The organism is Pseudomonas sp. FG47 (assembly GCF_057809115.1).
This window is the reverse complement of record NZ_JBMDJI010000047.1, coordinates 1-22,895: the sequence shown is the minus strand read 5'-3', so window position 1 is coordinate 22,895 and position 22,895 is coordinate 1. Positions and strand designations below refer to the sequence as shown.

At 65.7% G+C, this 22,895-nt stretch carries 22 protein-coding genes; 5 read left to right on the top strand and 17 right to left on the bottom strand.

Annotation, left to right across the window (positions count from 1 at the left end; genetic code table 11):
- Positions 1 to 129 precede the first annotated feature (129 nt).
- From plsX to ACODS5_RS22515, 3 genes are read right to left on the bottom strand one after another with little or no spacing between them, the layout of a single operon-like run.
- Positions 130 to 1,140: a phosphate acyltransferase PlsX gene (gene plsX, locus ACODS5_RS22525; RefSeq protein WP_489109696.1), complete on the bottom strand. Its 1,011-nt coding sequence runs from the start codon at positions 1,138 to 1,140 to the stop codon at positions 130 to 132.
- Between the two features lie 3 nt (positions 1,141 to 1,143).
- Positions 1,144 to 1,326 carry a 50S ribosomal protein L32 gene (rpmF, locus tag ACODS5_RS22520; RefSeq protein ID WP_134693112.1) on the bottom strand — a complete coding sequence of 61 codons (183 nt, stop codon included), beginning with the start codon at positions 1,324 to 1,326 and terminating at the stop codon, positions 1,144 to 1,146.
- A 13-nt stretch (positions 1,327 to 1,339) separates the two neighbouring features.
- A complete protein-coding gene (locus tag ACODS5_RS22515; RefSeq protein WP_134693111.1) occupies positions 1,340 to 1,867 on the bottom strand; it encodes a YceD family protein in 528 nt (175 codons plus the stop codon).
- A gap of 96 nt (positions 1,868 to 1,963) precedes the next feature.
- Between ACODS5_RS22515 and ACODS5_RS22510 the strand changes: the two genes are divergently transcribed.
- Entirely contained in the window at positions 1,964 to 2,542 is a 579-nt protein-coding gene (locus ACODS5_RS22510; protein WP_134693110.1) for a Maf family protein, read from the top strand.
- Positions 2,543 to 2,713: 171 nt separating this feature from the next.
- Here the strand turns inward: ACODS5_RS22510 and ACODS5_RS22505 are convergent, their stop codons facing one another.
- From ACODS5_RS22505 to rluC, 3 genes are read right to left on the bottom strand one after another with little or no spacing between them, the layout of a single operon-like run.
- Positions 2,714 to 3,700, bottom strand: a complete 987-nt coding sequence (locus ACODS5_RS22505) for a S49 family peptidase (RefSeq protein WP_489109695.1) — start codon at positions 3,698 to 3,700, stop codon at positions 2,714 to 2,716.
- Positions 3,693 to 4,382 carry an HAD family hydrolase gene (locus ACODS5_RS22500; RefSeq protein ID WP_489109694.1) on the bottom strand — a complete coding sequence of 230 codons (690 nt, stop codon included), beginning with the start codon at positions 4,380 to 4,382 and terminating at the stop codon, positions 3,693 to 3,695. Before ACODS5_RS22500 ends, ACODS5_RS22505 begins: the two co-directional genes overlap by 8 nt.
- A gap of 3 nt (positions 4,383 to 4,385) precedes the next feature.
- Positions 4,386 to 5,339, bottom strand: coding sequence for a 23S rRNA pseudouridine(955/2504/2580) synthase RluC (gene rluC, locus ACODS5_RS22495; protein WP_134693107.1), 954 nt, complete (start codon positions 5,337 to 5,339; stop codon positions 4,386 to 4,388).
- A 793-nt stretch (positions 5,340 to 6,132) separates the two neighbouring features.
- On the opposite strand from rluC, the gene rne reads away from it, so the two are divergent.
- Entirely contained in the window at positions 6,133 to 9,372 is a 3,240-nt protein-coding gene (gene rne / locus ACODS5_RS22490) for a ribonuclease E (RefSeq protein ID WP_489109693.1), read from the top strand.
- 179 nt (positions 9,373 to 9,551) lie between these two features.
- Here the strand turns inward: rne and murB are convergent, their stop codons facing one another.
- The 8 genes from murB to ACODS5_RS22450 all read right to left on the bottom strand — a co-directional run bounded on the left by murB (position 9,552) and on the right by ACODS5_RS22450 (position 16,416).
- A complete protein-coding gene (gene murB, locus ACODS5_RS22485; RefSeq protein ID WP_134693105.1) occupies positions 9,552 to 10,571 on the bottom strand; it encodes a UDP-N-acetylmuramate dehydrogenase in 1,020 nt (339 codons plus the stop codon).
- Positions 10,568 to 11,032, bottom strand: a complete 465-nt coding sequence (locus ACODS5_RS22480; protein ID WP_489109692.1) for a low molecular weight protein-tyrosine-phosphatase — start codon at positions 11,030 to 11,032, stop codon at positions 10,568 to 10,570. The genes murB and ACODS5_RS22480 overlap by 4 nt, the downstream gene beginning before the upstream one ends.
- On the bottom strand, positions 11,032 to 11,796 hold the full coding sequence (kdsB, locus tag ACODS5_RS22475) for a 3-deoxy-manno-octulosonate cytidylyltransferase (RefSeq protein ID WP_489109691.1): 765 nt from the start codon (positions 11,794 to 11,796) through the stop codon (positions 11,032 to 11,034). Before kdsB ends, ACODS5_RS22480 begins: the two co-directional genes overlap by 1 nt.
- Positions 11,793 to 11,978, bottom strand: a complete 186-nt coding sequence (locus tag ACODS5_RS22470) for a Trm112 family protein (RefSeq protein ID WP_003247142.1) — start codon at positions 11,976 to 11,978, stop codon at positions 11,793 to 11,795. The genes kdsB and ACODS5_RS22470 overlap by 4 nt, the downstream gene beginning before the upstream one ends.
- 41 nt (positions 11,979 to 12,019) lie before the next feature.
- Entirely contained in the window at positions 12,020 to 13,030 is a 1,011-nt protein-coding gene (gene lpxK / locus ACODS5_RS22465; RefSeq protein ID WP_489109690.1) for a tetraacyldisaccharide 4'-kinase, read from the bottom strand.
- Complete coding sequence (locus tag ACODS5_RS22460; protein WP_134693101.1) at positions 13,030 to 13,464, bottom strand: ExbD/TolR family protein; 435 nt, start codon at positions 13,462 to 13,464, stop codon at positions 13,030 to 13,032. The genes lpxK and ACODS5_RS22460 overlap by 1 nt, the downstream gene beginning before the upstream one ends.
- Complete coding sequence (locus ACODS5_RS22455) at positions 13,461 to 14,096, bottom strand: MotA/TolQ/ExbB proton channel family protein (protein WP_028690976.1); 636 nt, start codon at positions 14,094 to 14,096, stop codon at positions 13,461 to 13,463. Before ACODS5_RS22455 ends, ACODS5_RS22460 begins: the two co-directional genes overlap by 4 nt.
- Positions 14,097 to 14,199: 103 nt before the next feature.
- On the bottom strand, positions 14,200 to 16,416 hold the full coding sequence (locus tag ACODS5_RS22450; RefSeq protein ID WP_489109689.1) for a DNA internalization-related competence protein ComEC/Rec2: 2,217 nt from the start codon (positions 16,414 to 16,416) through the stop codon (positions 14,200 to 14,202).
- Between the two features lie 144 nt (positions 16,417 to 16,560).
- On the opposite strand from ACODS5_RS22450, the gene ACODS5_RS22445 reads away from it, so the two are divergent.
- Positions 16,561 to 17,202, top strand: coding sequence for a DUF2062 domain-containing protein (locus ACODS5_RS22445; RefSeq protein ID WP_489109688.1), 642 nt, complete (start codon positions 16,561 to 16,563; stop codon positions 17,200 to 17,202).
- Here ACODS5_RS22445 and ACODS5_RS22440 read toward each other — a convergent pair.
- The 3 genes from ACODS5_RS22440 to ACODS5_RS22430 all read right to left on the bottom strand — a co-directional run bounded on the left by ACODS5_RS22440 (position 17,086) and on the right by ACODS5_RS22430 (position 19,550).
- Entirely contained in the window at positions 17,086 to 17,865 is a 780-nt protein-coding gene (locus tag ACODS5_RS22440) for an ABC transporter permease (RefSeq protein WP_134693098.1), read from the bottom strand. The genes ACODS5_RS22445 and ACODS5_RS22440 overlap by 117 nt on opposite strands.
- Positions 17,862 to 18,794: an ABC transporter ATP-binding protein gene (locus tag ACODS5_RS22435; protein WP_489109687.1), complete on the bottom strand. Its 933-nt coding sequence runs from the start codon at positions 18,792 to 18,794 to the stop codon at positions 17,862 to 17,864. Before ACODS5_RS22435 ends, ACODS5_RS22440 begins: the two co-directional genes overlap by 4 nt.
- A 132-nt stretch (positions 18,795 to 18,926) precedes the next feature.
- Positions 18,927 to 19,550, bottom strand: coding sequence for a glutathione S-transferase (locus ACODS5_RS22430; RefSeq protein WP_134693096.1), 624 nt, complete (start codon positions 19,548 to 19,550; stop codon positions 18,927 to 18,929).
- A gap of 221 nt (positions 19,551 to 19,771) precedes the next feature.
- Between ACODS5_RS22430 and ACODS5_RS22425 the strand changes: the two genes are divergently transcribed.
- A complete protein-coding gene (locus ACODS5_RS22425; RefSeq protein ID WP_489109686.1) occupies positions 19,772 to 22,219 on the top strand; it encodes an acyl-CoA dehydrogenase in 2,448 nt (815 codons plus the stop codon).
- 117 nt (positions 22,220 to 22,336) lie between these two features.
- Positions 22,337 to 22,747, top strand: a complete 411-nt coding sequence (locus ACODS5_RS22420) for a PA2817 family protein (RefSeq protein ID WP_134693094.1) — start codon at positions 22,337 to 22,339, stop codon at positions 22,745 to 22,747.
- Positions 22,748 to 22,895: the final 148 nt, after the last annotated feature.

Here is a 22,895-nt window from a genome sequence, read left to right as displayed (position 1 = left end):
TTGTCGTCGGATAGGGTGCGCCAGGCCGCGGGCCAGACGCGCAATCTGAAAGCTTGGATGGAACGGCGGACCAAGCGGTCACATTTAAGCACTTCATCGCGGATATGCCTAAGACCTGTTTTGGCCGCATCACGGCAACAAGTCCTCGAGACGCCCGTGCAGGCGCTGCGGCAGGTTCTCCTGGATCTCGATCAGCGCCCGCTGGATCGCACTCTGCAAACCCTGCACGCCCGCCGAGCCATGGCTCTTGATGACGATGCCCTGCAAGCCCAAAAAACTCGCGCCGTTATGCCGCGCCGGCGCCAGATCGGCCTGCAGACGCTTGAGCAGCGGCATGGCCATGGCCCCAGCCGCCCTGGCCAACAGGCCACCACGGAACAACGCCTCGACGCGCGCAGCGATCATGGTGGCCAGGCCTTCGCTGGACTTGAGCAGGATATTGCCGACGAAACCATCGCACACCACCACGTCCGCCTCGCCACGGTACAACCCGTCACCCTCGACGAAGCCGATGTAGTTCAGCCCCTGGGCGTTCTGCAACAGACTGGCGGCCAGCTTGACCTGCTGGTTGCCCTTGATGTCCTCGGTACCGATATTGAGCAGCGCCACCCGCGGCCGATGCACGCCCAGGGCCTGGGCGGCCACCGAGCCCATCACGGCGAACTGGTAGAGGTTTTCCGCGCTGCAGTCGACGTTGGCGCCGAGATCAAGCAACTGGCAGTAGCCGGCCTGGGTCGGGATCGCCGCCACCATCGCCGGGCGATCGATACCGGGCAAGGTCTTGAGCACGAAACGCGACAAGGCCATGAGCGCGCCGGTATTGCCGGCACTTACGCAGGCCTGAGCCTTGCCATCGCGCACCAGTTCGAGGGCGATGCGCATCGACGAATCAGGCTTGCCCCGCAACGCCTGCGATGGCCGCTCGTCCATGCCGATCACTTCGCTGGCCGCGACAATTTGCAGGCGCGCGCGATCCGCAGCCGCAAGGCCGCTGACAAGATCTTCAAGGAGGGAGGGTTGACCGACGAGGGTCAGGTGCAGCGAGGGAGTAGCCGAAAGGCAGGCAATGCTAGCCTGGACAATGCTGCGGGGACCGAAGTCCCCGCCCATTGCGTCGATCGCGATGATCTGAGCGGACAAGGATTACTCGTCGGCGCCCTTGTCGATCACTTTGCGACCACGGTATACGCCTTCTGGCGATACGTGGTGACGCAGGTGTACTTCACCGGTGGTTTTCTCTACCGACAGGGCCTCGGCCGACAGGGCGTCGTGCGAACGGCGCATGTCACGGGCAGAGCGGGATTTTTTGTTCTGCTGAACAGCCATAATTGATTAACTCCTAAACGTTTGGGTCACGCTTTAACTGCGCCAATACACTGAACGGGTTGGACCGCGATACCTCGTCCTTGCTCGGCTCGGGCTCATCGAGTCCCGCCGGCTGCTGGCATTCTTCCGGATGATGAGCAGGCACGATCGGCAGGGCGAGCAACAGCTCTTCCTCGATCAGCGCCTGCAGATCCAAAGGATCTTCGCCCAGTTCCAGCACGTCATAGCCTTTCGGCAACGACTGGGTGTTCGCACCCTCCTTCACCACGGCGTATGTACATTCGCTGTGGATCGGCAGGGTGACCAGCTCAAGACAACGCTGGCAAACCATCTTGACCTCGACATCCAGCTCACTGTGGATAACCACGACGTGCTGTTCATCTCGTTCAAAATCGAACTTCGCCTGCACCGTACCGACATTGTCGGAAAGCGGGTCGCAGAGTCTTTCCAAATCAGCGAGCTGCAGCGAACCTTCGAGGGTTACGCCACGATCAGCCAATTTGCGCGGGTCAACGTGAGGTGGAATCGGGTCATTCAACATAGGCGCAGCATTCTAGGGATGCACCCCCTCCCTGTCAAAGGAAATTAGGTGGCATCTCGCATGTTAGAATTCGGGTCAATTGCCCAGGAGTCTACCATGCTTCCCCTGTTACTGGCTTCCAGCTCGCCCTACCGCCGCGAACTGCTCACCCGCCTGCGCCTGCCCTTCACCTGGGCGAGCCCCGACCTTGACGAACGGCGCCTCGATGGCGAGCCCGCCGTCGAGCTGGTCCGCCGCCTGGCCCGACAGAAGGCCGAAGCCTTGGTCGTCAGCCACACCAACCACCTGATCATCGGCTCCGACCAGGTGGCGGTACTGGGCGAGCAGATCCTCGGCAAGCCCCACACCTTCGAACGCGCCTGCGAGCAACTGCTGGAGGCCAGCGGGCAGCAGGTCACCTTCCTCACCGGACTGGCACTGCTGAACAGCGCCACCGGCCACTGCCAGGTCGATTGCGTGCCGTTTACCGTAACGATGCGCGAGCTGGATCGGGAGCGCGTGGAGCGCTACGTGACGGCCGAGCAGCCACTGGACTGCGCCGGGAGTTTCAAGGCGGAGGGGTTGGGAGTGAGCCTGTTCCAGAGCACCCACGGCTGTGATGCCACGAGCCTGATCGGGCTGCCATTGATTCGGCTGGTGGACATGCTGCACAAGGAAGGTGTGCAGGTGCCTTGAGCGGCAACGACTTTAAAGTTGACGCCCGCCCTGGAATTGCCGGGGCTGCTTCGCAGCCCTTTCGCGGCACAAGGCCGCCCCCACAAGGAGCGCGTCAGCCTGTGCAGGAGCAGCCTTGCGCCGCGAAAGGGTCGCAAAGCGCCCCTGCAATCCTGGTGAAGAGTCTTCAGCTCAACGCAGCGAAGGCCCCTGGAACCCCATATACAGCGCCAGGCGCTCGGCCACGCTGGCACCAATGCGCTTGGAGAACCGATCGAACGGCGACTCCTGCACGGTGAAGTCCACCAATTCCTTCTCGCCGATGATATCGCGGGCGACATAGCTGGCGCTGCCAAGCCCATCCACCAACCCCAGCGCCTTGGCCTGCTCGCCGGACCAGATCAGCCCGCTGAACAGCTCCGGGTGATCCTTGTCCTTCAAGCGCTCGCCGCGCCCCTGCTTGACCATGGCGATGAACTGACGGTGCGTGGTATCCAGCACACCTTGCCAGAACGCGGTCTCCTCGGGCTTCTGCGGCGAGAACGGATCAAGAAACGCCTTGTGCTCGCCCGCCGTATAGGTACGACGCTCCACCCCAAGCTTGTCCATGGTCCCGACAAAGCCATAGCCGGCGGCGGTGACACCGATGGAACCGACCAGGCTGGCCTTGTCGGCATAGATCTCGTCAGCGGCACTGGCAATGTAGTAGGCCCCGGAAGCCCCCAGGTCGGCGATTACCGCATACAGCTTGATCGCCGGGTATTCGGCGCGCAGGCGGCGGATTTCATCGTAGATGTAGCCCGACTGCACCGGGCTGCCGCCTGGGCTGTTGATGCGCATCACCACGCCCTTGGTCTTTGGATCCTTGAACGCTTCGCGCAGGCTCTTGACGATATTGTCGGCGCTGGCCGGCTCCTGATCGGCGATCACACCGCGCACTTCGACCAGCGCGGTATGACTGGCACTGCGCGAGGCGGCCTTGTCGACACCCATCAACGGCGTGAACAGCGCCAGGATGCCGAACAGGTAAACAAAGGTCAGCAGCTTGAAGAAGATCCCCCAGCGCCGCGCCCGACGCTGCTCCTGCACACCCGCCAGCAAGGTCTTCTCGAGCAGCTTCCAGCTCTTGCGCTCCTCGCCACCCTCCTCGGACTCAGGTGCTTTCCATTCGTCAGCCATGTTCACCTACCTTGGAAATTGCTATGCGCGAACTGGCAAGCCATTCGCGCAGTTGGGAAAAATGCTCGATGCACAACTGCGGGCCAAACTCGGCCAGCGCCTGCAACGGCATGGCGCCATAGCCCACTGCCACCGAGTGCATGCCAGCATTGCTGGCCATCTGCAGGTCGAAGGCCGAGTCTCCGACCATCAGTGCCCGCCCGGGTTCGACCCGGCAATGACCGAGGATTTCCTCGAGCATCAGCGGATGCGGCTTGCCGCGGGTCTCGTCGGCGGCGCGGGTGATATCGAAGTAGCCTTCCCAGCCGTTGGCCTTGAGCACCCGATCCAGGCCACGCCGGGCCTTGCCGGTGGCCACCGCCAGGCGGTAGCCCTCGGCACGAAAGCTCTCCAGCGACTCGACCACGCCCTCGAACAACGGCGAGGGCTGCTGGTCCAGGGCCATGTAGACGTCGGCGTAATGCTGGCGCAAGACCTGGACCTGCGCCTCGTCCAGGTGCGGATACAACAGCCCGATCGCCTCGCTCAGCGCCAGGCCGATGATGCCCTTGACCGCCGCATCGCTGCAGGGCGCTTCACCGGCGCGCTCGGCGGCAGCATGCATGGCCTCGACAATCCGCCCAATGGAGTCGGCCAGGGTACCGTCCCAGTCGAAGATCAGCAGGTCATAAGGTTTACCCATGGCTCAGGACGCCAGCCGCTCGATGGTCTTGGCCCACACCTCGTCCACTGGCGCCTCGAGCTTGAGCTCGCCGCCGTCGGGCAGCGGCACGGTGAGCTGGTAGGCATGCAGGAACAGGCGCTTACCGCCCAGTTCGCGAATCTCGCGCGTGAAATCCTCGTCGCCGTACTTGCTGTCACCGGCGATCATGTGTCCGGCGTGCAAGGTGTGCACGCGAATCTGATGGGTACGCCCGGTGATCGGCCGCGCCTCGACGATGGTGGCGAATTCGCCGAAGCGACGCAGCACGCGGAACATCGTCAGCGCCTCCTTGCCTTCGTCGTTGACCTCGACCATGCGCTCGCCGGAGCGCAGGTTGCTCTTGAGCAAAGGCGCGTTGACCTGTTTCTTCGAGGTCGGCCAGTGGCCGCGCACCAGCGCCATGTAGCGCTTGTCCACGCCATCGCCGCGCAGGGCAGCGTGCAGGTGGCGCAACATGCTGCGCTTCTTGGCGATCATCAGCAGGCCGGAGGTGTCGCGGTCCAGGCGGTGCACCAGCTCCAGTTCCTTGGCGTCTGGGCGCAGCTGGCGCAGGGCCTCGATCACCCCGAAGCTCAGGCCGCTGCCGCCATGCACAGCGATGCCGGCCGGCTTGTTCATCACGATCAGCGCCTTGTCTTCGTAGACGATGGCCGCTTCCAGGCGCTGCAACAGCCCCTGGGCGACCGGCGCCGGTTCGTCGCGCTCAGGCAACCGGACGGGCGGTACCCTCACGATATCGCCGGCCTGCAGCTTGTACTCAGGCTTGATCCGACCTTTGTTGACCCGCACCTCGCCCTTGCGCAGGATGCGGTAGACCAGGGTCTTGGGCACGCCCTTGAGAGCCGTGATGAGGAAATTGTCGATGCGTTGGCCGGCAAGCTCCGGCGGGACTTCGATCAGCTGAACGCCGGAAGTCGGGGGGGTATTGGTCGTCATGGCGGGATCATAACAATTTTTTATGGAATTGAAGCACTTAATCATTACTGCTATAGTCGCGAACGCCGCCAAAAGCGGCAGGCCAGCGGCAACAGGCTCTACGCCGGCCCTGACCATCGCAATTCCGAGGACGCGAGGCCGTCCTACGGAGCGTTCGCCAGTTTAATGAATGCCTGGAATCGCCACCAGCGCTGTGTAGAGAAGACCGAAAAAAAACGACAAGTGCGGTGTTTCACCTGCTTACCCGCTTCTTTTCGCCGTACCTCTGCCCGCCACCGTCGTCTCCGCGCATTTGGGCGAAGTGCTCCGGAAATACCTGCCTTGGACATGTTATGGCGCCAGCCCGGTATGGGCTGGCGAAAAATGCAACCCGTTGCGGATTCAGCGCGCGGCAGCACCCGAATTTTCAAGGGATACGTGCAGGGTGGAGATGCACAGCCCTCGGACCGTGTGGCACCGCGTCCAGCCAGCGCCCGATGCACGGGCAATGAGCGGACAAGGTCCTGAGCAGACGCCCTCGTGGCGTCCACGGACGACCGGTTGATTCCTCCTCCTGACTGAGTGCACCAGGCCCGCTCGGTTGATTCGGATCACGTTCGAAGAGCTCGACAGGCCTTTTGGCACCATGAAACAGGACGCGTCGTCGCGACAACGGCAGGCTGGGCAACCGGCTGGTGCCGAACGTCGCCAGACACGGGGGTGGCCCGCCACCCTTTGCGCACCTAGGCACCGACCATGAGAAGTCGTGTGTGCCGAACGCCGTTTCCGGCAGCCCGGAAACCGACGGTACAACATGAAAAGAATGCTGATTAACGCAACTCAACCCGAAGAGTTGCGTGTAGCCCTGGTGGACGGCCAACGCCTCTACGACCTGGACATCGAGTCCGGTGCCCGTGAGCAGAAAAAGGCCAACATCTACAAAGGCAAGATCACCCGGATCGAGCCCAGCCTTGAAGCCGCCTTCGTCGACTTCGGCTCCGAACGTCACGGCTTCCTGCCGCTGAAAGAAATCTCCCGCGAATACTTCAAGAAAGCCCCTGAAGGCCGGGTCAACATCAAGGAAGTGCTGAGCGAAGGCCAGGAAGTCATCGTCCAGGTCGAGAAGGAAGAGCGCGGCAACAAAGGCGCCGCCCTGACCACCTTCATCAGCCTGGCCGGCCGCTACCTGGTGCTGATGCCCAACAACCCGCGCGCCGGCGGCATCTCCCGCCGCATCGAAGGCGAGGAGCGCAACGAGCTGCGCGAAGCACTGAACGGCCTCACCGTTCCAGGCGACATGGGCCTGATCGTGCGCACCGCGGGCCTGGGCCGCAGCAGCGAAGAAATGCAGTGGGACCTCGACTACCTGCTGCAGCTGTGGACCGCCATCAAGGAAGCCTCGCTGGATCGCACCGCGCCGTTCCTGATCTACCAGGAAAGCAACGTCATCATCCGCGCCATCCGCGACTACCTGCGCCAGGACATCGGCGAAGTGCTGATCGACAGCATCGACGCCCAGGAAGAAGCCCTGACCTTCATCCGCCAGGTGATGCCGCAGTACGCCAGCAAGGTCAAGCTGTACGAAGACAGCGTGCCGCTGTTCAACCGCTTCCAGATCGAAAGCCAGATCGAGACCGCCTTCCAGCGCGTCGTCGACCTGCCATCCGGTGGCTCGATCGTCATCGACCCGACCGAGGCCCTGGTCTCCATCGACATCAACTCGGCGCGCGCCACCAAGGGCAGCGACATCGAGGAAACCGCGCTGCAGACCAACCTGGAAGCGGCCGAGGAAATCGCCCGCCAGCTGCGCCTGCGTGATATCGGCGGCCTGATCGTCATCGACTTCATCGACATGACGCCGGCGAAGAACCAGCGCGCCGTCGAAGAGCGCGTGCGTGAATGCCTGGAAGCCGACCGCGCCCGCGTGCAGGTGGGCCGCATCTCGCGCTTCGGCCTGCTGGAGATGTCGCGCCAGCGCCTGCGCCCGTCGCTGGGCGAAAGCAGCGGCATCGTCTGCCCGCGCTGCTCGGGCACCGGCATCATCCGTGACGTCGAGTCGCTGTCGCTGGCGATCCTGCGCCTGATCGAGGAAGAAGCCCTGAAGGACCGCACCGCCGAGGTTCGCGCCCAGGTGCCGATCCCGGTGGCCGCCTTCCTGCTCAACGAGAAACGCAACTCGATCACCAAGATCGAACTGCGCACTCGCGCGCGCATCATCATCCTGCCGAACGATCACCTGGAAACCCCGCATTTCGAAGTCCAGCGCCTGCGCGACGACAACCCGGAAGTGCTGAGCAACCAGTCCAGCTACGAGATCGCCGCCGCCGAAACCGAAGAAGCGCCGCAGCCAACCGCCACCCGCACCCTGGTGCGCCAGGAAGCCGCGGTGAAAACCGCGCCGGCCCGCGCCAACGCGCCGCAGCCCAGCACGGTCGAAGAGCAGCCAGCCGCGCCGGTCGCGCCGGTCCAGCACGTTGCCGAGCCAAGCCTGTTCAAAGGCCTGGTGAAGTCGCTGGTCAGCCTGTTCGCCGGCAAGGACGAACCTGCCGCCGCCCCTGCCGTGAGCACCGAGAAGCCTGCCACCGAGCGCCCTGCGCGCAACGAGGAGCGCCGCAACGGTCGCCAGCAGAGCCGTAACCGCAATGGCCGCCGCGACGAAGACCGCAAGCCGCGCGAAGAGCGCAGCGAACGTGCTCCGCGTGAAGAACGTGCCCCTCGCGAAGAGCGTGCTCCACGTGAAGAACGCGCCCCACGTGAAGAGCGTCAGCCACGCCAGCCGCGCGAAGACCGCCGTGGCAACCGCGAAGAGCGCGTGCGTGAACTGCGCGAGCCGCTGGACGCCACCCCAGCCGTCGCCCGTGAAGAACGCCAGCCACGCGAAGAACGCGTAGCCCGCGAAGAACGCGCCCCACGTGAAGAACGCCAGCCACGCGAAGAGCGCGTGGCCCGCGAAGAACGTGCACCACGCGAAGAGCGCGCCCCGCGCGAAGAACGCCAGCCACGTGAAGAACGCGCACCGCGTGAAGAACGCGCACCGCGTGAAGAGCGCGCGCCACGCGAAGAGCGTGCCCCGCGTGAAGAACGCCAGCCACGTCCGCCGCGCGAAGAGCGCCAGCCGCGCCCTGACGAGCAGGTTGCCGAACAGGCCGCCGAGCTGGTCGAAGAGCAGCTGCCGAACGAAGAGCTGCTGCAGGACGAGCAGGAAGGCGCCGATGGCGAGCGTCCACGCCGCCGCTCCCGTGGCCAGCGTCGTCGCAGCAACCGTCGTGAGCGCCAGCGCAACGCCAATGGCGAGCTGATCGAAGGCGGCGACGAAGACGCCGGCGAAGAGCAGCAGCCACAGCAGCACCAGGCCACCGAGCTGGGTGCCGAATTGGCCGCTGGCATCGCCGTCACCGCCGCCGTTGCCACCAGCAACATCAGCGCCGAAGCCGACGCCGAAGCCAACCAGCAGGCCGAGCGCGCCACCGCGGTGGTCGAGCAAACCCAGGTCGAAGCCGTCGAGGTGGTCGCCGAACAAGCCGAGCAGGTCGAAATCGCCCCGGCGGTCGAGCAACCTGTCAGCGAGCCGGTCGTCGTCGTCGAGCCAAGCATCGAGCCCGTGGTTGAAGTCGCGCCACAGCCAGTGATCGAGCAAGCCGTCGCCGAGCAGCCTGCTACCGCTGTCCCAGCCCCTGCTGAACCTGCAGTGGTCGAACCAGCCCCTGTGGTTGAAGCCGGCGAGATCGAGCAGGCCCAGGTTGTCGAAGCGGCCGAAGTCGAGGCACCCATTGCCGAGCAGCCTGCTCCGGTGGCCGAAGCCCAGCCTGAAGTGGTCGAGGCGCCAGTCGCCGAGCCTGCTCCAGTGGTTGCCGAGCAGACCCCGGTCGAAGCGCCGGTCGAGCCCGCTACCGTCATGCTGTCCAACGGCCGCGCGCCGAACGACCCGCGTGAAGTGCGTCGCCGCAAGCGTGAAGCCGAAGCCGCAGCCGCCGCTGCTGCCCAGGCCGCTGCCGAAGCAGCCCCGGCACAAGCGCTGGAAACCGCCGATGAGCACAAGCCTCAGCACGGTTGATAGCAACGGCTGAATGAAAAGCCCCGCCAGTGCAAACTGGCGGGGCTTTTTCTTTGCCGCTGTCGTATCAACTACATCTTTGGCCTGGCTCGCCAGCAAGGCTGGCTCCTACCTCAAATCACCCCACCCTGCAGCAGCCGGCCTTGCCGGCCTACCAGCCCACGCGGTGCTGGCACTGGTCAGTACAGGTTCGGTTCCATCTCCAGCGCTACCCCGAACCGCTCGAGGATATCCGCCTGGATACGCTGCGCCAGCCCATGCAACTGCGCCCCGCTCGCCTGGCCATAATTGACCAGCACCAGCGACTGCAAACGGTGCACGCCGGCATCGCCATCGCGATAGCCTTTCCACCCCGCCTGCTCGATCAGCCAGCCGGCCGCCAGCTTCACCTGGCCATCGGCCTGTGGGTAAGCCACCACGCTCGGATACTGCGCACGAATCCGCTCAACCAGCGCCGCCGACACCACCGGATTCTTGAAGAAGCTTCCGGCATTGCCCAGCTCGGCCGGGTCCGGCAGTTTTTCCCGGCGGATGCTGCAGATCGCCTCGCTGATCGCCTTGGCCGTCGGTTGCTCGACACCCTGCTCCAACAAACGCTGGCGCACCGGACCATAGTCCAGATGGGCATGCAGCGAACGGCTGAGGGCAAAACGCACGCGCAGGATCAGCCAGCGTCCAGGATTGCGCTTGAACACGCTATCGCGGTAGCCAAAGGCGCACGCTTCCAGGGAAAAATCGCGCAGCTCACCGGTCTGCCGGTCCAGCGCGGTCAACCCGGCGAACACGTCCTTGATCTCCACGCCATAGGCACCGACGTTCTGCATCGGCGCGGCGCCCACCGTGCCGGGGATCAGGCTGAGGTTCTCCAGCCCGCACAAGCCTTGCGCAAGGCTCCACTGCACGAACGGATGCCACGGCTCGCCGGCCTCGGCCTCCACCACCACGCGCTCGCCATCGTCGCTGAGCAAGCGTCGACCCCGGCTGGCCATGTGCAGCACCAGGGCCTCGACATCGCGAGACAGCAACAGGTTGCTGCCGCCGCCGATCACCAGCACCGGCACCTGCCGCTCGGCGGCCTGGGCCAACGCATCACGGGCCTCGTCGTCGTCATGGGCCTGGGTGAAATAGCGGGCACTGACATCGATGCCAAAGGTGTTGTAGGGCTTGAGCGACACCCGCTCTTGCCAATGCGCCGTCATAGCCGCCCCTTGATTTCCACGACCAGCTCGCGGCAGGCCGCCTCGATCAGGTCAAGCACCTGCTCGAAGCCCTCGGCGCCGCCGTAGTAAGGGTCTGGCACTTCGTCCAGGGCCGCGCCGTAGCGGCGCAGGAACAGGTCGAGCTCGCCACTGGCCGCATGCGGGCGCAGGGCCTGCAGGTTACCGAGGTTGCTCTTGTCCATGGCCAGGATCAGGTCGTACTCGTTGAAATGCGCCGCCTTGACCTGCTGCGCGCGCTGGCGCGAGAGGTCGTAGCCACGCGCCAGCGCAGTCTTGCACGTACGGCTGTCAGGGGCCTTGCCCACGTGCCAGTCGCCGGTGCCGGCCGAGGCCACGTGCACCACTTCAGCCAGCCCGGCAGCCTGCAACTGATGGCGTAGCACGCCCTCGGCAGTGGGCGAACGGCAGATATTGCCGAGGCAGACGAACAGGACGCGCATCAAGCCTCCAGCAAGCGCCGTACGCGCTCCAGGTCTTCAGGGGTGTCCACGCCCACGGCCGGGGCCTCGATGGCATCGGCAACGTGGATGCGCACGCCATGCCACAGGGCACGCAGCTGCTCCAGCGACTCGGTCTGCTCCAGCCAGCACGGGCCCCAGGCGACGAAGTCCTGGAGGAAGCCCACACGGTAGGCGTACATGCCGATATGACGACGGTACGGCACATCCTGTGGCATGCGCTCGCGGTCCTCGGCGAAGGCATCGCGGGCCCAAGGCAGCGGGGCGCGACTGAAGGTCAGGGCCAGGCCGTGCTTATCGCTCACGACCTTCACTGCATTGGGGTTGAAGATGGTTTCCGGAGCGTGGATCGGCTCGGCCAGGGTGGCGATGCCGGCCTCGGGGTGCGCGGCGAGGTTGGCCGCTACCTGGTCGATGATCACCGGCGGAATCAGCGGCTCGTCGCCCTGCACATTGACGATGATGGCATCGGCGGCCAAGCCCAGTTGGGTGGCCACTTCGGCCAGGCGGTCGGTGCCCGACTCATGGTCGGCGCGAGTCAGCAGCACTTCGGCGCCGAACGCCTGGCAGGCCTCGACGATGCCGGCATCGTCAGTGGCGATGACCACCCGCGCGGCACCGCTCTTGCGCGCTTGTTCCCACACATGCTGGACCATCGGCTTGCCGGCGATCGGCAGCAATGGCTTGCCCGGCAGCCGCGTGGAGCGCAGCCGGGCGGGGATCACCACGGTGAAGGCCAGGCTCATTTGTCCAGGCGCTCGTCGTCGGTCAGGGTGCGCGCCTCGCTCTCCAGCATCACCGGGATGCCGTCGCGGATCGGGTAGGCCAGGCCCGCGCCCTTGCTGATCAGCTCGGTCTTGTCGGCGCTGAGCTTGAGCGGGCCCTTGGTGATCGGGCAGGCCAGGATATCGAGCAGTTTGGTGTCCATGGAGGTTTCCTTGAGGCCAGTGGCCGGAAAATGAAAAAGGCTCAGGGCCGGGGACGGCCAGGCAACAGGCGGTCGAGCTGGGCGTCGAACCAGGCGCGAAACGCCGGTGACGGCACCGCATCCACGGCCAGGTACCACCAGTCTTCAGCGGCGAAAGGCCGGCATTTCACCGCATCCTTCTCGGTCATCACCAACGGCAGCGAGGGGCTGAACGACAGCACCTCGCGGCTGTACGGCGCGTGGTCGGCGAAGGGGTGCGGCACCGGCTGCCAGTTTAGCCCCAGCAGGGTGTTGAAGAAACGTTGCGGGTTGCCGATGCCGGCCACGGCGTGCAGCGCCTGGCCGGCGGGGAACAGGTCGAAGTCGCGGCGCTCGCCGCTGCGCAGGTTGATCAGCGCCGAGGGCTGCAGGCGCAGGGCGAAACCGTCCTCGCGGTCGGCCTCGGCGCCATTGAACAGCACCGCGTCCGCCGCGCCCAGGCGCTCGGCGGGTTCGCGCAGAGGGCCGGCCGGCAGGCAGCGGCGGTTGCCCAGGCCACGGGCGGCATCGATCAACACCAGTTCCAGGTCGCGGGCCAGGCGGTAATGCTGCATGCCGTCGTCGCACAGGATCAGGTCCGGCGCATCGCTGGCCAGCAACGCCTGCACCGCGCGAGAGCGGTCTGGGTCGATCATCAGCGGCACACCGCTGCGCTGAACGATCAGCAAGGGTTCGTCACCGGCCTGCCCAGCCGGCTGATCGGCGCTGACGCGCCAAGGGTACTGGGGTGGCTTGGCCCCATAGCCACGGCTGACCACGCCAACCTTGAGCCCCTGCCGGCGGCAGTGCTCGATCAGCCAGAGGATCATCGGCGTCTTGCCGGTGCCGCCCACGGTGATGTTGCCCACCACGATCACCGGCACAGGGGCGCGATAGCTGGCGCTCTGGCCACTGAGGAAACGCGCGCGCTTGCGCGTCACCACCCGCCGGTACAGGGCCTCCAGCGGGCGCAGCAGGGCCAGTGCCGGGTGCCCGGCATACCAGGCGGCAAGCAGACGGTCGGCGAAGGCCATCAGGGGTTACCCTGCGCGGCCTCGACGGTGGTCATGCGCAACTTGCTGAAGCCGAGCTTGCCGGCCGCATCCATTGCGGTGACCACGGCCTGGTGCGGGGTCTTGCCATCGGCGCTGATCGCCAGCGGCAGGGTGATGTCGCCAGCGGACTCCTTCTCGATCGCCTCGGTCAGGGTCGCCAGGTCGCTCTTGGGCAGCAGGTGGTTGTTCACCGAGTACACACCTTCGGCACTGATGGTGATCTCGATCAGCTTGCCGTCATCGGGCTGCGCCGCCACGGCGCTGCTGGCCTCGGGCAGCTCGACGCGCAACTGGGTCTCGCGGGTGAAGGTGGTGGTGACCACGAAGAACAGCAGCAGCACGAACACCACGTCGATCAACGACGCCAGGTTGATATCGACGTTCTCGCGCTGACGATTGCGCCGGAACTTCACGCCTTGCCCCCGGCCACTTCCACTTCACGATCGCCCTGCAGCACTTCCACCAGCTTGATCGCCTCCTGCTCCATGCCCACCACCAGCTCGTCGATGCGACGCAGCAGGAAGCGGTGGAAGAACACCGCCGGGATACCGACCATCAGGCCGGCCGCGGTGGTTACCAGGGCCTTGGAAATACCCCCGGCCAGCACCGCCGCGTTGGCGGTCATCTGCGAACCCATGAAGGCGCTGAAGATGTCGATCATGCCCAGCACTGTGCCCAGCAAACCCAGCAACGGAGCCATGGCGGCGATAGTGCCGAGGGTGCTGATGTAGCGCTCGAGCTCGTGGATGACCCGCGAGGCAGCCTCTTCGATGCACTCTTTCATGATTTCGCGGCCATGGCGCGAGTTGGCCAGGCCCGCGGCGAGGATCTCGCCCAGCGGCGAATCGGCGCGCAAGGCCTTGAGCTTGTCACTGGTCAGTTGCTTGTCCTTGATCCACATCCATACCTGCCCGAGCAGGTGCGGCGGGGTGACACGGCTGGCGCGCAGGGTCCACAGGCGCTCGACGACGATCGCCATGGCGGCGATCGAGCTCAGGATGATCGGCAGCATCATCCAGCCACCAGACTTGACCAATTCCCACACAGTAAGCATCCCCTCGGAAAAAGGCCGCCACTCTACCATAGGCACGCGGGGCGCTCATCTGCCGGAGGTCAGGGAAAAGGTCGGCCCGGATAATCGCGTCGGCTCAGCCCTCGTCAACCTCACGCCAGAACCGCCGCTCCTTGCGCACCCCCTGCACCCCACCCTGGCTACCCAGCATCAACCGCAACGCCCCCTCCAGCGCCGTGTCATGGATGCTGACCCCGTGCCGCCGATAGCGCTCGAGCACCTGCGGATGCGGATGCCCGAAACCATTGCTGCGCCCCCGCGAGATCAACACCCCACGCGGTGCCAGCGCCGTGATGAACGGTGCCGTGGACGACGTACGGCTGCCATGGTGCGGCGCCTGCAACCAGTCGATGCGCAGGTCCCCGCCAGCCGCCAGCCAGGCCCGCTCCGCCCCGGCCTCCATGTCGCCCGCCAACAACAGGCGCTCGCCATTGGCCACCACCCGTAGCACACAAGATCGATCATTGCTCGCCCCCCCCTGCGCCCACTGCCATAGCTCGAAATCGACGCCATCCCATTGCCAGCGCTGGCCACTGGCGCAGCGCTGCGCCGGCTCCAGCCCGGCGACCTCACCCACCATCACCCGCTTGACCGGCAGGCCCCGCCTCACCGCCGCGGCCCCGCCGGCATGATCGGCGTGACCATGACTGATCAGCATCAGGTCCAACTGCTTCACCCCCAACCGCCGCAAGGTCGGCAGCACCACGCTGTCACCCAGGTCGCTGTCGCCCAGGGCCGGCCCGGCGTCATACAACAGGGCGTGCTGGCGGGTGCGCAGCAGCACCGCCAGCCCCTGGCCCACATCCAGTTGCCACACCTGCACCTGGCCATGGGGCACCTGCTCGCGCGGCGCCCACAACGCCAGCAACAGCACCACACCCGGCATGCGCAGGGGCACGCCACGGGGCAGCAGGACCAACAGCGCGCCCAACGCGACCAACAACCAGGCCCACAGCGGCAACGGCTCGGGCACCCAGGCGGGCACCTGCCGCGCGCCCCACGCCAGGCAACGGAACAAGCCATCCAGGGCCAGCCCGGCCAACCACAACAGCCCCTCCCCCAGCCCAGGCAGCCACAGCAACGCGCTGCCCAGCAGGGCCAGCGGCAATACCGCCAGGCTGATCCACGGCACCGCCAGCAGGTTGGCCAGCGGCGCCGTCAGGCTGATCGGCAGCCCCAGGGCCAGCAGCAACGGCAGCAGCCCCACGGCGATTACCCACTGGGCGCGGGTCCAGGCCTGCCAGGGGCGCCAGGCGCCCAAACGCGCCGAAAAACACAGCACCAGCACCGCCACCGCCGCGAACGACAGCCAGAAGCCGGGCAGCAAGCTGGCCAGCGGTTCGACCAGCAACACCCCCAGCAGCGCCAGCAACAATGGCAACCCCGCGCCAAGGTGGCGAAAGCGCAGGCGCCAGAGCAGCACCACCGCCAGCATCAGGCAGGCGCGCTGCACCGGCACACCGAACCCGGCCAGCCAGCCGTAGCCCAGCGCCGCAGCCAGCGCCAAGGCACAGGCCCAAGGCAGCCAGGGCAGACGCGAGGGCCAGGCACCCAGGCGTGCCAGCCCCGCCACCAGGCCATACACCAGGCCGGCCAGCAACCCGATGTGTTGCCCGGAAATCACCAACAGATGCACGCTGCCGGTGGCTTGCAAGACCTGCCAGTCCTGGCGCGCCATGCCACCGCCATCGCCCAGCAGCAACGCCACCAGCGCCGCCTCGCGTCCATGGGCATCCACCGCCAGCACCCGCTCACGCAAGGCATCGCGCCAACCGGGCGGCGCCGCGTCCAGGCGCTCGCCCGCCTTGACCGTGCCGGTGGCGCCGATACGCCGCGCCAGCAGCAGGGCTTCGCGGTCCGGGCCATGGGGGTTGAGCAGGCCTGCGGGCCGGCGCAGGTTGACTGCCAGGCGCCAGCGCTGGCCAGCGCGCAACTCAGGGCCGGCAAACCAGCTCAATTGCAGACGCTGCGGCAAGGCCGCCCGGCGCGAGCTGGGCTGTTCCAGCTCGAAACGCACACCCCGCTCGGTACGCGTCGGCAACCCCACCACTTGCCCTTGCAGCCACAGGGTGCGCCCCTCCAGTGCCGGAGCCAGGCGCGCATCCAGCGCCTGCTGCGCCGACCAGCACGCCCAGCACAGCCCCAGCAGCCACCAGCCCAGCACCCTGCCCCGGCTGCGCAGGCACGCCAGGGCCAGCACCAGCAAGGGCCACAACCATCCGTCCGGCGGCAACGCCGGGAGAAAACCCAGGCTCAACAGCCCGAGGGTGAACGCCAGCATCCCTGTGCGCATGAGATAGAGCTCCAGAAGCAAAAAACGCCCCTGAGGCTTAGTCGATTGGCAGGGAAATCCTGCTAATCAATTGTCACAAACTCTGAACGAGGCTGCGCTTCAATCAAGGCATACTGACGCCCTTCAACCCCGCCGGGAGCCCACATGCCGCGCCGTCTGTTCAAACGCTACATGCCGGACCCGACCAGCATCCGGGAACACAAGTCCTTACGCTTTTTCGGCACGCTGCTGCACGACCCCAACCTCTGGCACCTGAATCGACATTCGGTGGCGCGGGCCATGGGCGTCGGCCTGTTCGCCGCGCTTATCCCCATCCCCATCCAGATGCTGCTGGCCGCCGCGCTGGCCATCCCGGTACGTGGCAACCTGCCCATCGCGGTGAGCCTGGTGTGGCTGACCAACCCGCTGACCATGCCACCGGTGTTCTTCGTGACCTACATGACCGGCGCCTGGCTGATGCAGGTGCCGCCGCGCACCCTGCCGGAGGAGATCACCGTCGACTGGGTCACCGACCAGCTGGCGACGATCTGGCAACCGTTCCTGCTGGGCTCGGTGGTGTGTGGGGTGGTGCTCGGCGTGCTGGCCTACTTCACCACCATGCTCTACTGGCGCTGGTGGGTGGGCCGGCAATGGCGCCGGCGCCAGTGTCGCTGCTCGGCCGCCCAGGGCTCAGGCGCGCATGCCACGGCCGCTGACCAGCAGGCGCACGCACAGCGCATAGAGCACGGCAGTAGCCACCAGCATGAAGCTGATCGCGGTGCCAATGCTGATATCCGACACCCCTAGAATGCCGTAGCGGAACGAGTTGACCATGTGCAGTACCGGGTTGGCCAGCGACACGGTCTGCCAGAACGGCGGTAGCAGGTTGATCGAGTAGAACACCCCGCCCAGGTAGGTCAGCGGCGTCAGCACGAAGGTCGGGATGATCGATATATCGTCGAAGTTACGCGCGAACACGGCGTTGACGAAGCCCAGCAGCGAGAAGATGGTCGCGGTCAGCAACACCACGACGACAGTCACCCCCAGGTGATGCACCTGCAAGTGGGTGAAGAACATCGACAGGATGGTCACGATCACCCCCACCGCCAACCCACGCAGCACGCCACCCAGCACATAGCCGACGAGGATGGTGTGCGGCGACACCGGCGAGACCATCAGTTCCTCGATGGAGCGCTGGAATTTGCTGCCGAAGAAGCTCGACACCACGTTGCCATAGGAGTTGGTGATCACCGACATCATGATCAGCCCCGGCACGATGTACTCCATGTAGGTAAAGCCGCCCATGTCGCCGATCTGCCGGCCGATCAGGTTACCGAAGATCACGAAGTACAGGACCATGGTGATCGCCGGCGGTAGCAGGGTCTGTGGCCAGATGCGCAGGAAGCGGCGCACTTCGCGGTAGACGATGGTGTTCAGGGCGACCCAGTTGGTGCGCAGTTCCACACTCATACGGCCACCTTCGACAGGTTCTTTTCCACCAGGGACACGAACAGCTCCTCGAGTCTATTGGTCTTGTTGCGCAGGCTCTGCACTTCGATGTTCTTCAATGCCAACTGGCCGAACAACGCGGTGATGCCGATGTCCTTGTCGACCTGTACCTCGAGGGTGTGCGGGGTGATCAACCGGCATGGATAGCCTTGCAGCTCAGGGGCGGCGGGCAGGTCGTGCTTGAGGTCGAGCACGAAGGTCTCGACATGCAGCTTGCCCAGCAGCTGGCGCATGCTGGTGTTCTCGACGATGGTGCCGTGGTCGATGATGCCGATGTTGCGGCACAGCTGCTCGGCCTCTTCGAGGTAATGGGTGGTGAGGATGATGGTGATGCCCTTCTGGTTGAGCTCGGTGAGGAAGCTCCACATCGAACGGCGCAGCTCGATGTCCACCCCGGCGGTCGGCTCGTCGAGGATCAGCAGGCGCGGCTCGTGAATCAGCGCCCGGGCAATCATCAGCCGGCGCTTCATGCCGCCGGACAACGACCGCGACTGCACGTCGCGCTTGTCCCACAGGCCGAGTTGGGTCAGGTACTGTTCGGCGCGCTCCTTGGCCAGCTTGGGCGGGATGCCGTAGTAGCCGGCCTGGGTCACGACGATGTCGAAGGTCTTCTCGAACTGGTTGAAATTGAACTCCTGGGGCACCACGCCCAGGCAGCGCTTGAGCGCCGCGGGCTCGCGGTCCAGGTCGTGGCCGAACACGTTGACCGTGCCGCTGGTCTTGTTCACCAGGGTCGAGAGGATGCCGATGGTGGTGGATTTGCCCGCGCCGTTGGGGCCGAGCAAGGCGAAGAAGTCGCCTTCGGAGACGTCCAGGTCGATGCCCTTGAGGGCCTGGAAACCGTTGCCGTAGGTCTTGGTCAGCTGTCGGATGGACAGGGCGGAACTCATAGCGGGTCAGGTACCGATAAAAAGGTTCAGGACACGCCAGGCAAAGTCACTGGCGCAGTGCGTGCGGCCATGGTGCAAGGGCTGGCCGCACAAGTACAGTCACATCTATTGATAATGACTATCGAAGCACCCTCAGGTCAGCGCGGTCATCACCGCCGCCTGGTAGGCGGGGCGCTGTTTCAGGCGCTCATACCAGGCCTCGAGGTGGTACATGGCTGGGCGCTCAATGGGCATTTCGAACCAGGCGTAGATGAAGCTGCCCAGGGGGATGTCGCCCATGCCAATCTGCTCGCCGGACAGGTACGGCTGCTTGGCCAAGGCGGCGTCGGCGATGCTCAGCAGCTCGGCGCACTGCTTGTGCGCGGCATTGATCGCCACCCAGTCGCGCTGCTCTTCAGGGGTGCGCAGCAGGCCCCAGAACAGCGGGCGGAACGGGCCGGCGAGGGACGAGGTGGTCCAGTCCATCCACTTGTCGGCCACCGCGCGCTGGCGCGGGTCGTCGAGGTACCAGCCCTGCTCTGCACCGTACTCGGCGCACAGGTAGCGCACGATGGCGTTGGACTCCCACAGCACCAGGTCGCCATCTTCGAGCATGGGCACCAGGCCGTTAGGGTTGCGGGCACGGTAGTCGGGGTCGTTGACCACGCCAAAGGCGCCGCCGGCGTCGATGGCTTGGAAGTTCAGGCCCAGTTCGTGGGCGATCCACAGCGCCTTGCGCACATTGCTCGAGTTCTTGCGGCCCCAGATCTTCAGCATGGCAACGTCCTTAATGGAATGCGGGAAGTCGGACAGTCTACTCCACGCGGCAGAGGGTGCCAGTGAAACCGGGGGGCTGCTGCGCAGCCCCCGGATCCATCGACAGTCACCGAACGAACTCCCAGCGCCCCGTCCTGTCACTTCCTAGGCAGGCCATCCGCTGCGGTGCGTCTAAGCTCTGTGGGTTGGCCATACGCCCCCGCTTCCAAGGAGGAAGGATTATGTTGCTGTTGTGGTTGGTGGTGCTGGTGCTCGGCGCCGCGTATCTCACGCACCGGCGCCTGGCGCCGCTGCAGATCCTCGCGGCAATGGCCGCCTACACCCTGCTCATGGGCATCTTCAGCAGTGCGCCCGGCTGGCTGCTGGCGCTGATCTGGCTGGTGATCGCCGTCAAGGTGGCCTTCTTCGCCCTGCCCGATCTGCGCCGCCAGGTCTTCAGCGGCCCCGTGTTCGGCTGGTTCCAGCGCACCCTGCCGCCAATGTCGCAGACCGAACGCGAAGCCATCGACGCCGGCACGGTCTGGTGGGACGGCCAACTGTTCAGCGGCCGCCCAGCCTGGAACACCCTGCTCGATTACCCCGCCGCCAAGCTCACCGAGGAAGAACAGGCATTCATCGACGGCCCCACCGAGCAGCTCTGCGCCATGGTCAGCGACTGGCAGATCGGCCAGGACCTCGACCTGCCAGGCAGCGCCTGGGATTTCATCAAGCAGCACGGCTTTTTCGCCCTGATCATCCCCAAGGAATACGGCGGCAAAGGCTTCTCGGCCTATGCCCACTCCCAGGTGGCAATGAAGCTGGCCACCCGCAGCGGCGACCTGGCCTCCACGGTGATGGTGCCCAATTCCCTGGGCCCGGCCGAGCTGCTGCTGCATTACGGCACCGATCAACAGCGCAACCACTACCTGCCGCGCCTGGCCCGCGGCGAAGAGATCCCCTGCTTCGCCCTCACCGGCCCGCTGGCCGGCTCCGACGCAGGCGCCATGCCCGACACCGGCATCGTCTGCAAGGGCCAGTGGCAGGGTGCGGAGGTCATCGGCCTGCGCCTGAACTGGGAAAAACGCTACATCACCCTCGGCCCAGTCGCCACCCTGCTCGGCCTGGCCTTCAAGGCCTACGACCCGGACCACCTGCTGGGCGACCAGGAAGACCTGGGCATCAGCCTGGCGCTGATCCCCACCGACACCCCCGGCGTCGAGATCGGCAAGCGCCACCTGCCGCTGGGCGCGGCGTTCATGAACGGCCCCAACAGCGGCAAGGACGTGTTCGTGCCGCTGGACCTGCTGATCGGCGGCCAGGCCATGCTTGGCAAGGGCTGGATGATGCTGATGAACTGCCTGTCGGTGGGCCGTTCGATCTCGCTGCCGGCCGTGGGCACTGGCGCGGCCAAGTACACCAGCCTGGTCACAGGCCAGTACGCGCGCATCCGCGAGCAGTTCAACGTGCCGCTGGCAGCCTTCGAGGGCATCCAGGAATCCCTGGCGCGCATCGGCGGCAACGCCTGGCTGATGGACAGCGCGCGCCTGCTCACCGCCAACGCGGTGGACTTGGGCGAAAAGCCTTCGGTGCTGTCGGCGATCCTCAAGTACCACCTCACCGAGCGTGGTCGTGAATGCATCCAGCACGCCATGGACGTGCACGGTGGCAAGGGCATCATCATGGGCCCGAACAACTACCTGGGGCGCAACTGGCAAGGAGCGCCGATCTTCATCACCGTCGAGGGCGCGAACATCCTCTCGCGCAACCTGATGATCTTCGGCCAGGGCGCTATCCGCTGCCACCCGTTCGTGCTCAAGGAAATGGCCCTGGCCGGGCGCGAGGACCGCGACCAGGCGCTCAAGGAGTTCGACGGCCTGCTGCTGCAGCACATCCTGTTCGCCGCCGGCAACGCCGCCAGCACCTTGGTGCTGGGCCTGGGCCTGGGGCATTTCGAGAAGGTGCCGGGCGATGCCCTGAGCCAGGGCTATTTCCGCGCCCTGAACCGCCAGGCGGCGGCCTTCGCCCTGCTGGCCGACCTGTCGATGATGCTGCTGGGCGGCACGCTCAAGCGCCGTGAGCGCCTCAGCGCACGCCTGGGCGACGTGCTCAGCTACCTGTACCTGGCCAGCGCCGCGCTCAAGCGCTACCACGACCTCGGCTCGCCCGAGCACATGCGCCCGCTGCTGCGCTGGGCCCTGGAGGAAAGCCTGGGCCAGGCAGAGAATGCCCTCGCCGCGCTGCTCGACAATTTCCCCAACCGTTTCATCGGCTGCGCCCTGCGTGTGCTGGTGTTCCCGTTCGGTCGCCGTCACACCGGCCCGAGCGACGCCCTGGATGCCGAGGTGGCCGAGCTGATCGGTCGACGCCAGGGCGATCCGGCGCTGGAGGAACTGCTCACCGGCTGCTTCCGCCCACAGGCCGACGGCGACCCGGTGGCGGCACTGCAACGGGCCAGCGATTTGCTGGACGACGCGGCCTCGCTGCACAAGGTGCTGCATCAGGCGGTCAAGGAAGGCAAGGTGCGCGCAGCAGCGGGACAATCGCCGATCGACGCGGCGGTAGCCGCTGGCGTGTTGCAGGCCGACGAGGGCCAACGCCTGCACGCCGCCGAGCGGGCACGCCGAGTGGTGATCGATGTAGACGCGTTCGACAAGGCGCAACTGGCTGGCGCGCAAGGCATCATCCGCTGATGATCGCGGGGCAGGTCTTGAGTTGTGGCAGCGGGTCGGCATAGCCGGCGCCGCTGCCAGCCCAGGTAAAACCGGCGTATACTCCGCGCCCGTTTCAACCATCCCGAGGACCGCCCCATGGCCAATCCCCACCTGCAATACCACCTGCAGTTGCTGCACCACCTGCGCACCATCCTGGCCGCGCTGGGTGAGGCCGAACAGGTACCGGAGGAAAGCCACGCCCTGTTCCTCGAGCGCTTCGACGAGCTACTGACCCTGCTGCCGCAGGATCCACTGCAAAGCCAGTACCTGGGTCAGGACCTGATCTGCCAGGTGATCCAGCGCTACCCACAGATCGCCCACCTGGTACCCCGTGACCTGCTATGGTTCTTCGGCGGCGACTGCCTGCACTTCATGCCGGACGAAGAGCTGAACCTGTACCAGACCCTGGAAGAGCGCCGCTACGAAGCGCAGCAGAACGACGAACCATTCGACTGGAACCTGGAAAAGCAATTGCTGAGCCAGCCGGACACCGGCACCCAGCACTGAGGCTTGATGGGCGGGGCCTGCCCCGCCCTTGCGCTGTAGCCAGTAAAATCGAGGCGAAAAAAAAACGCCACTTCTAACGAAGTGGCGTTTTCGATTTGGAGCGGGAAACGAGACTCGAACTCGCGACCCCGACCTTGGCAAGGTCGTG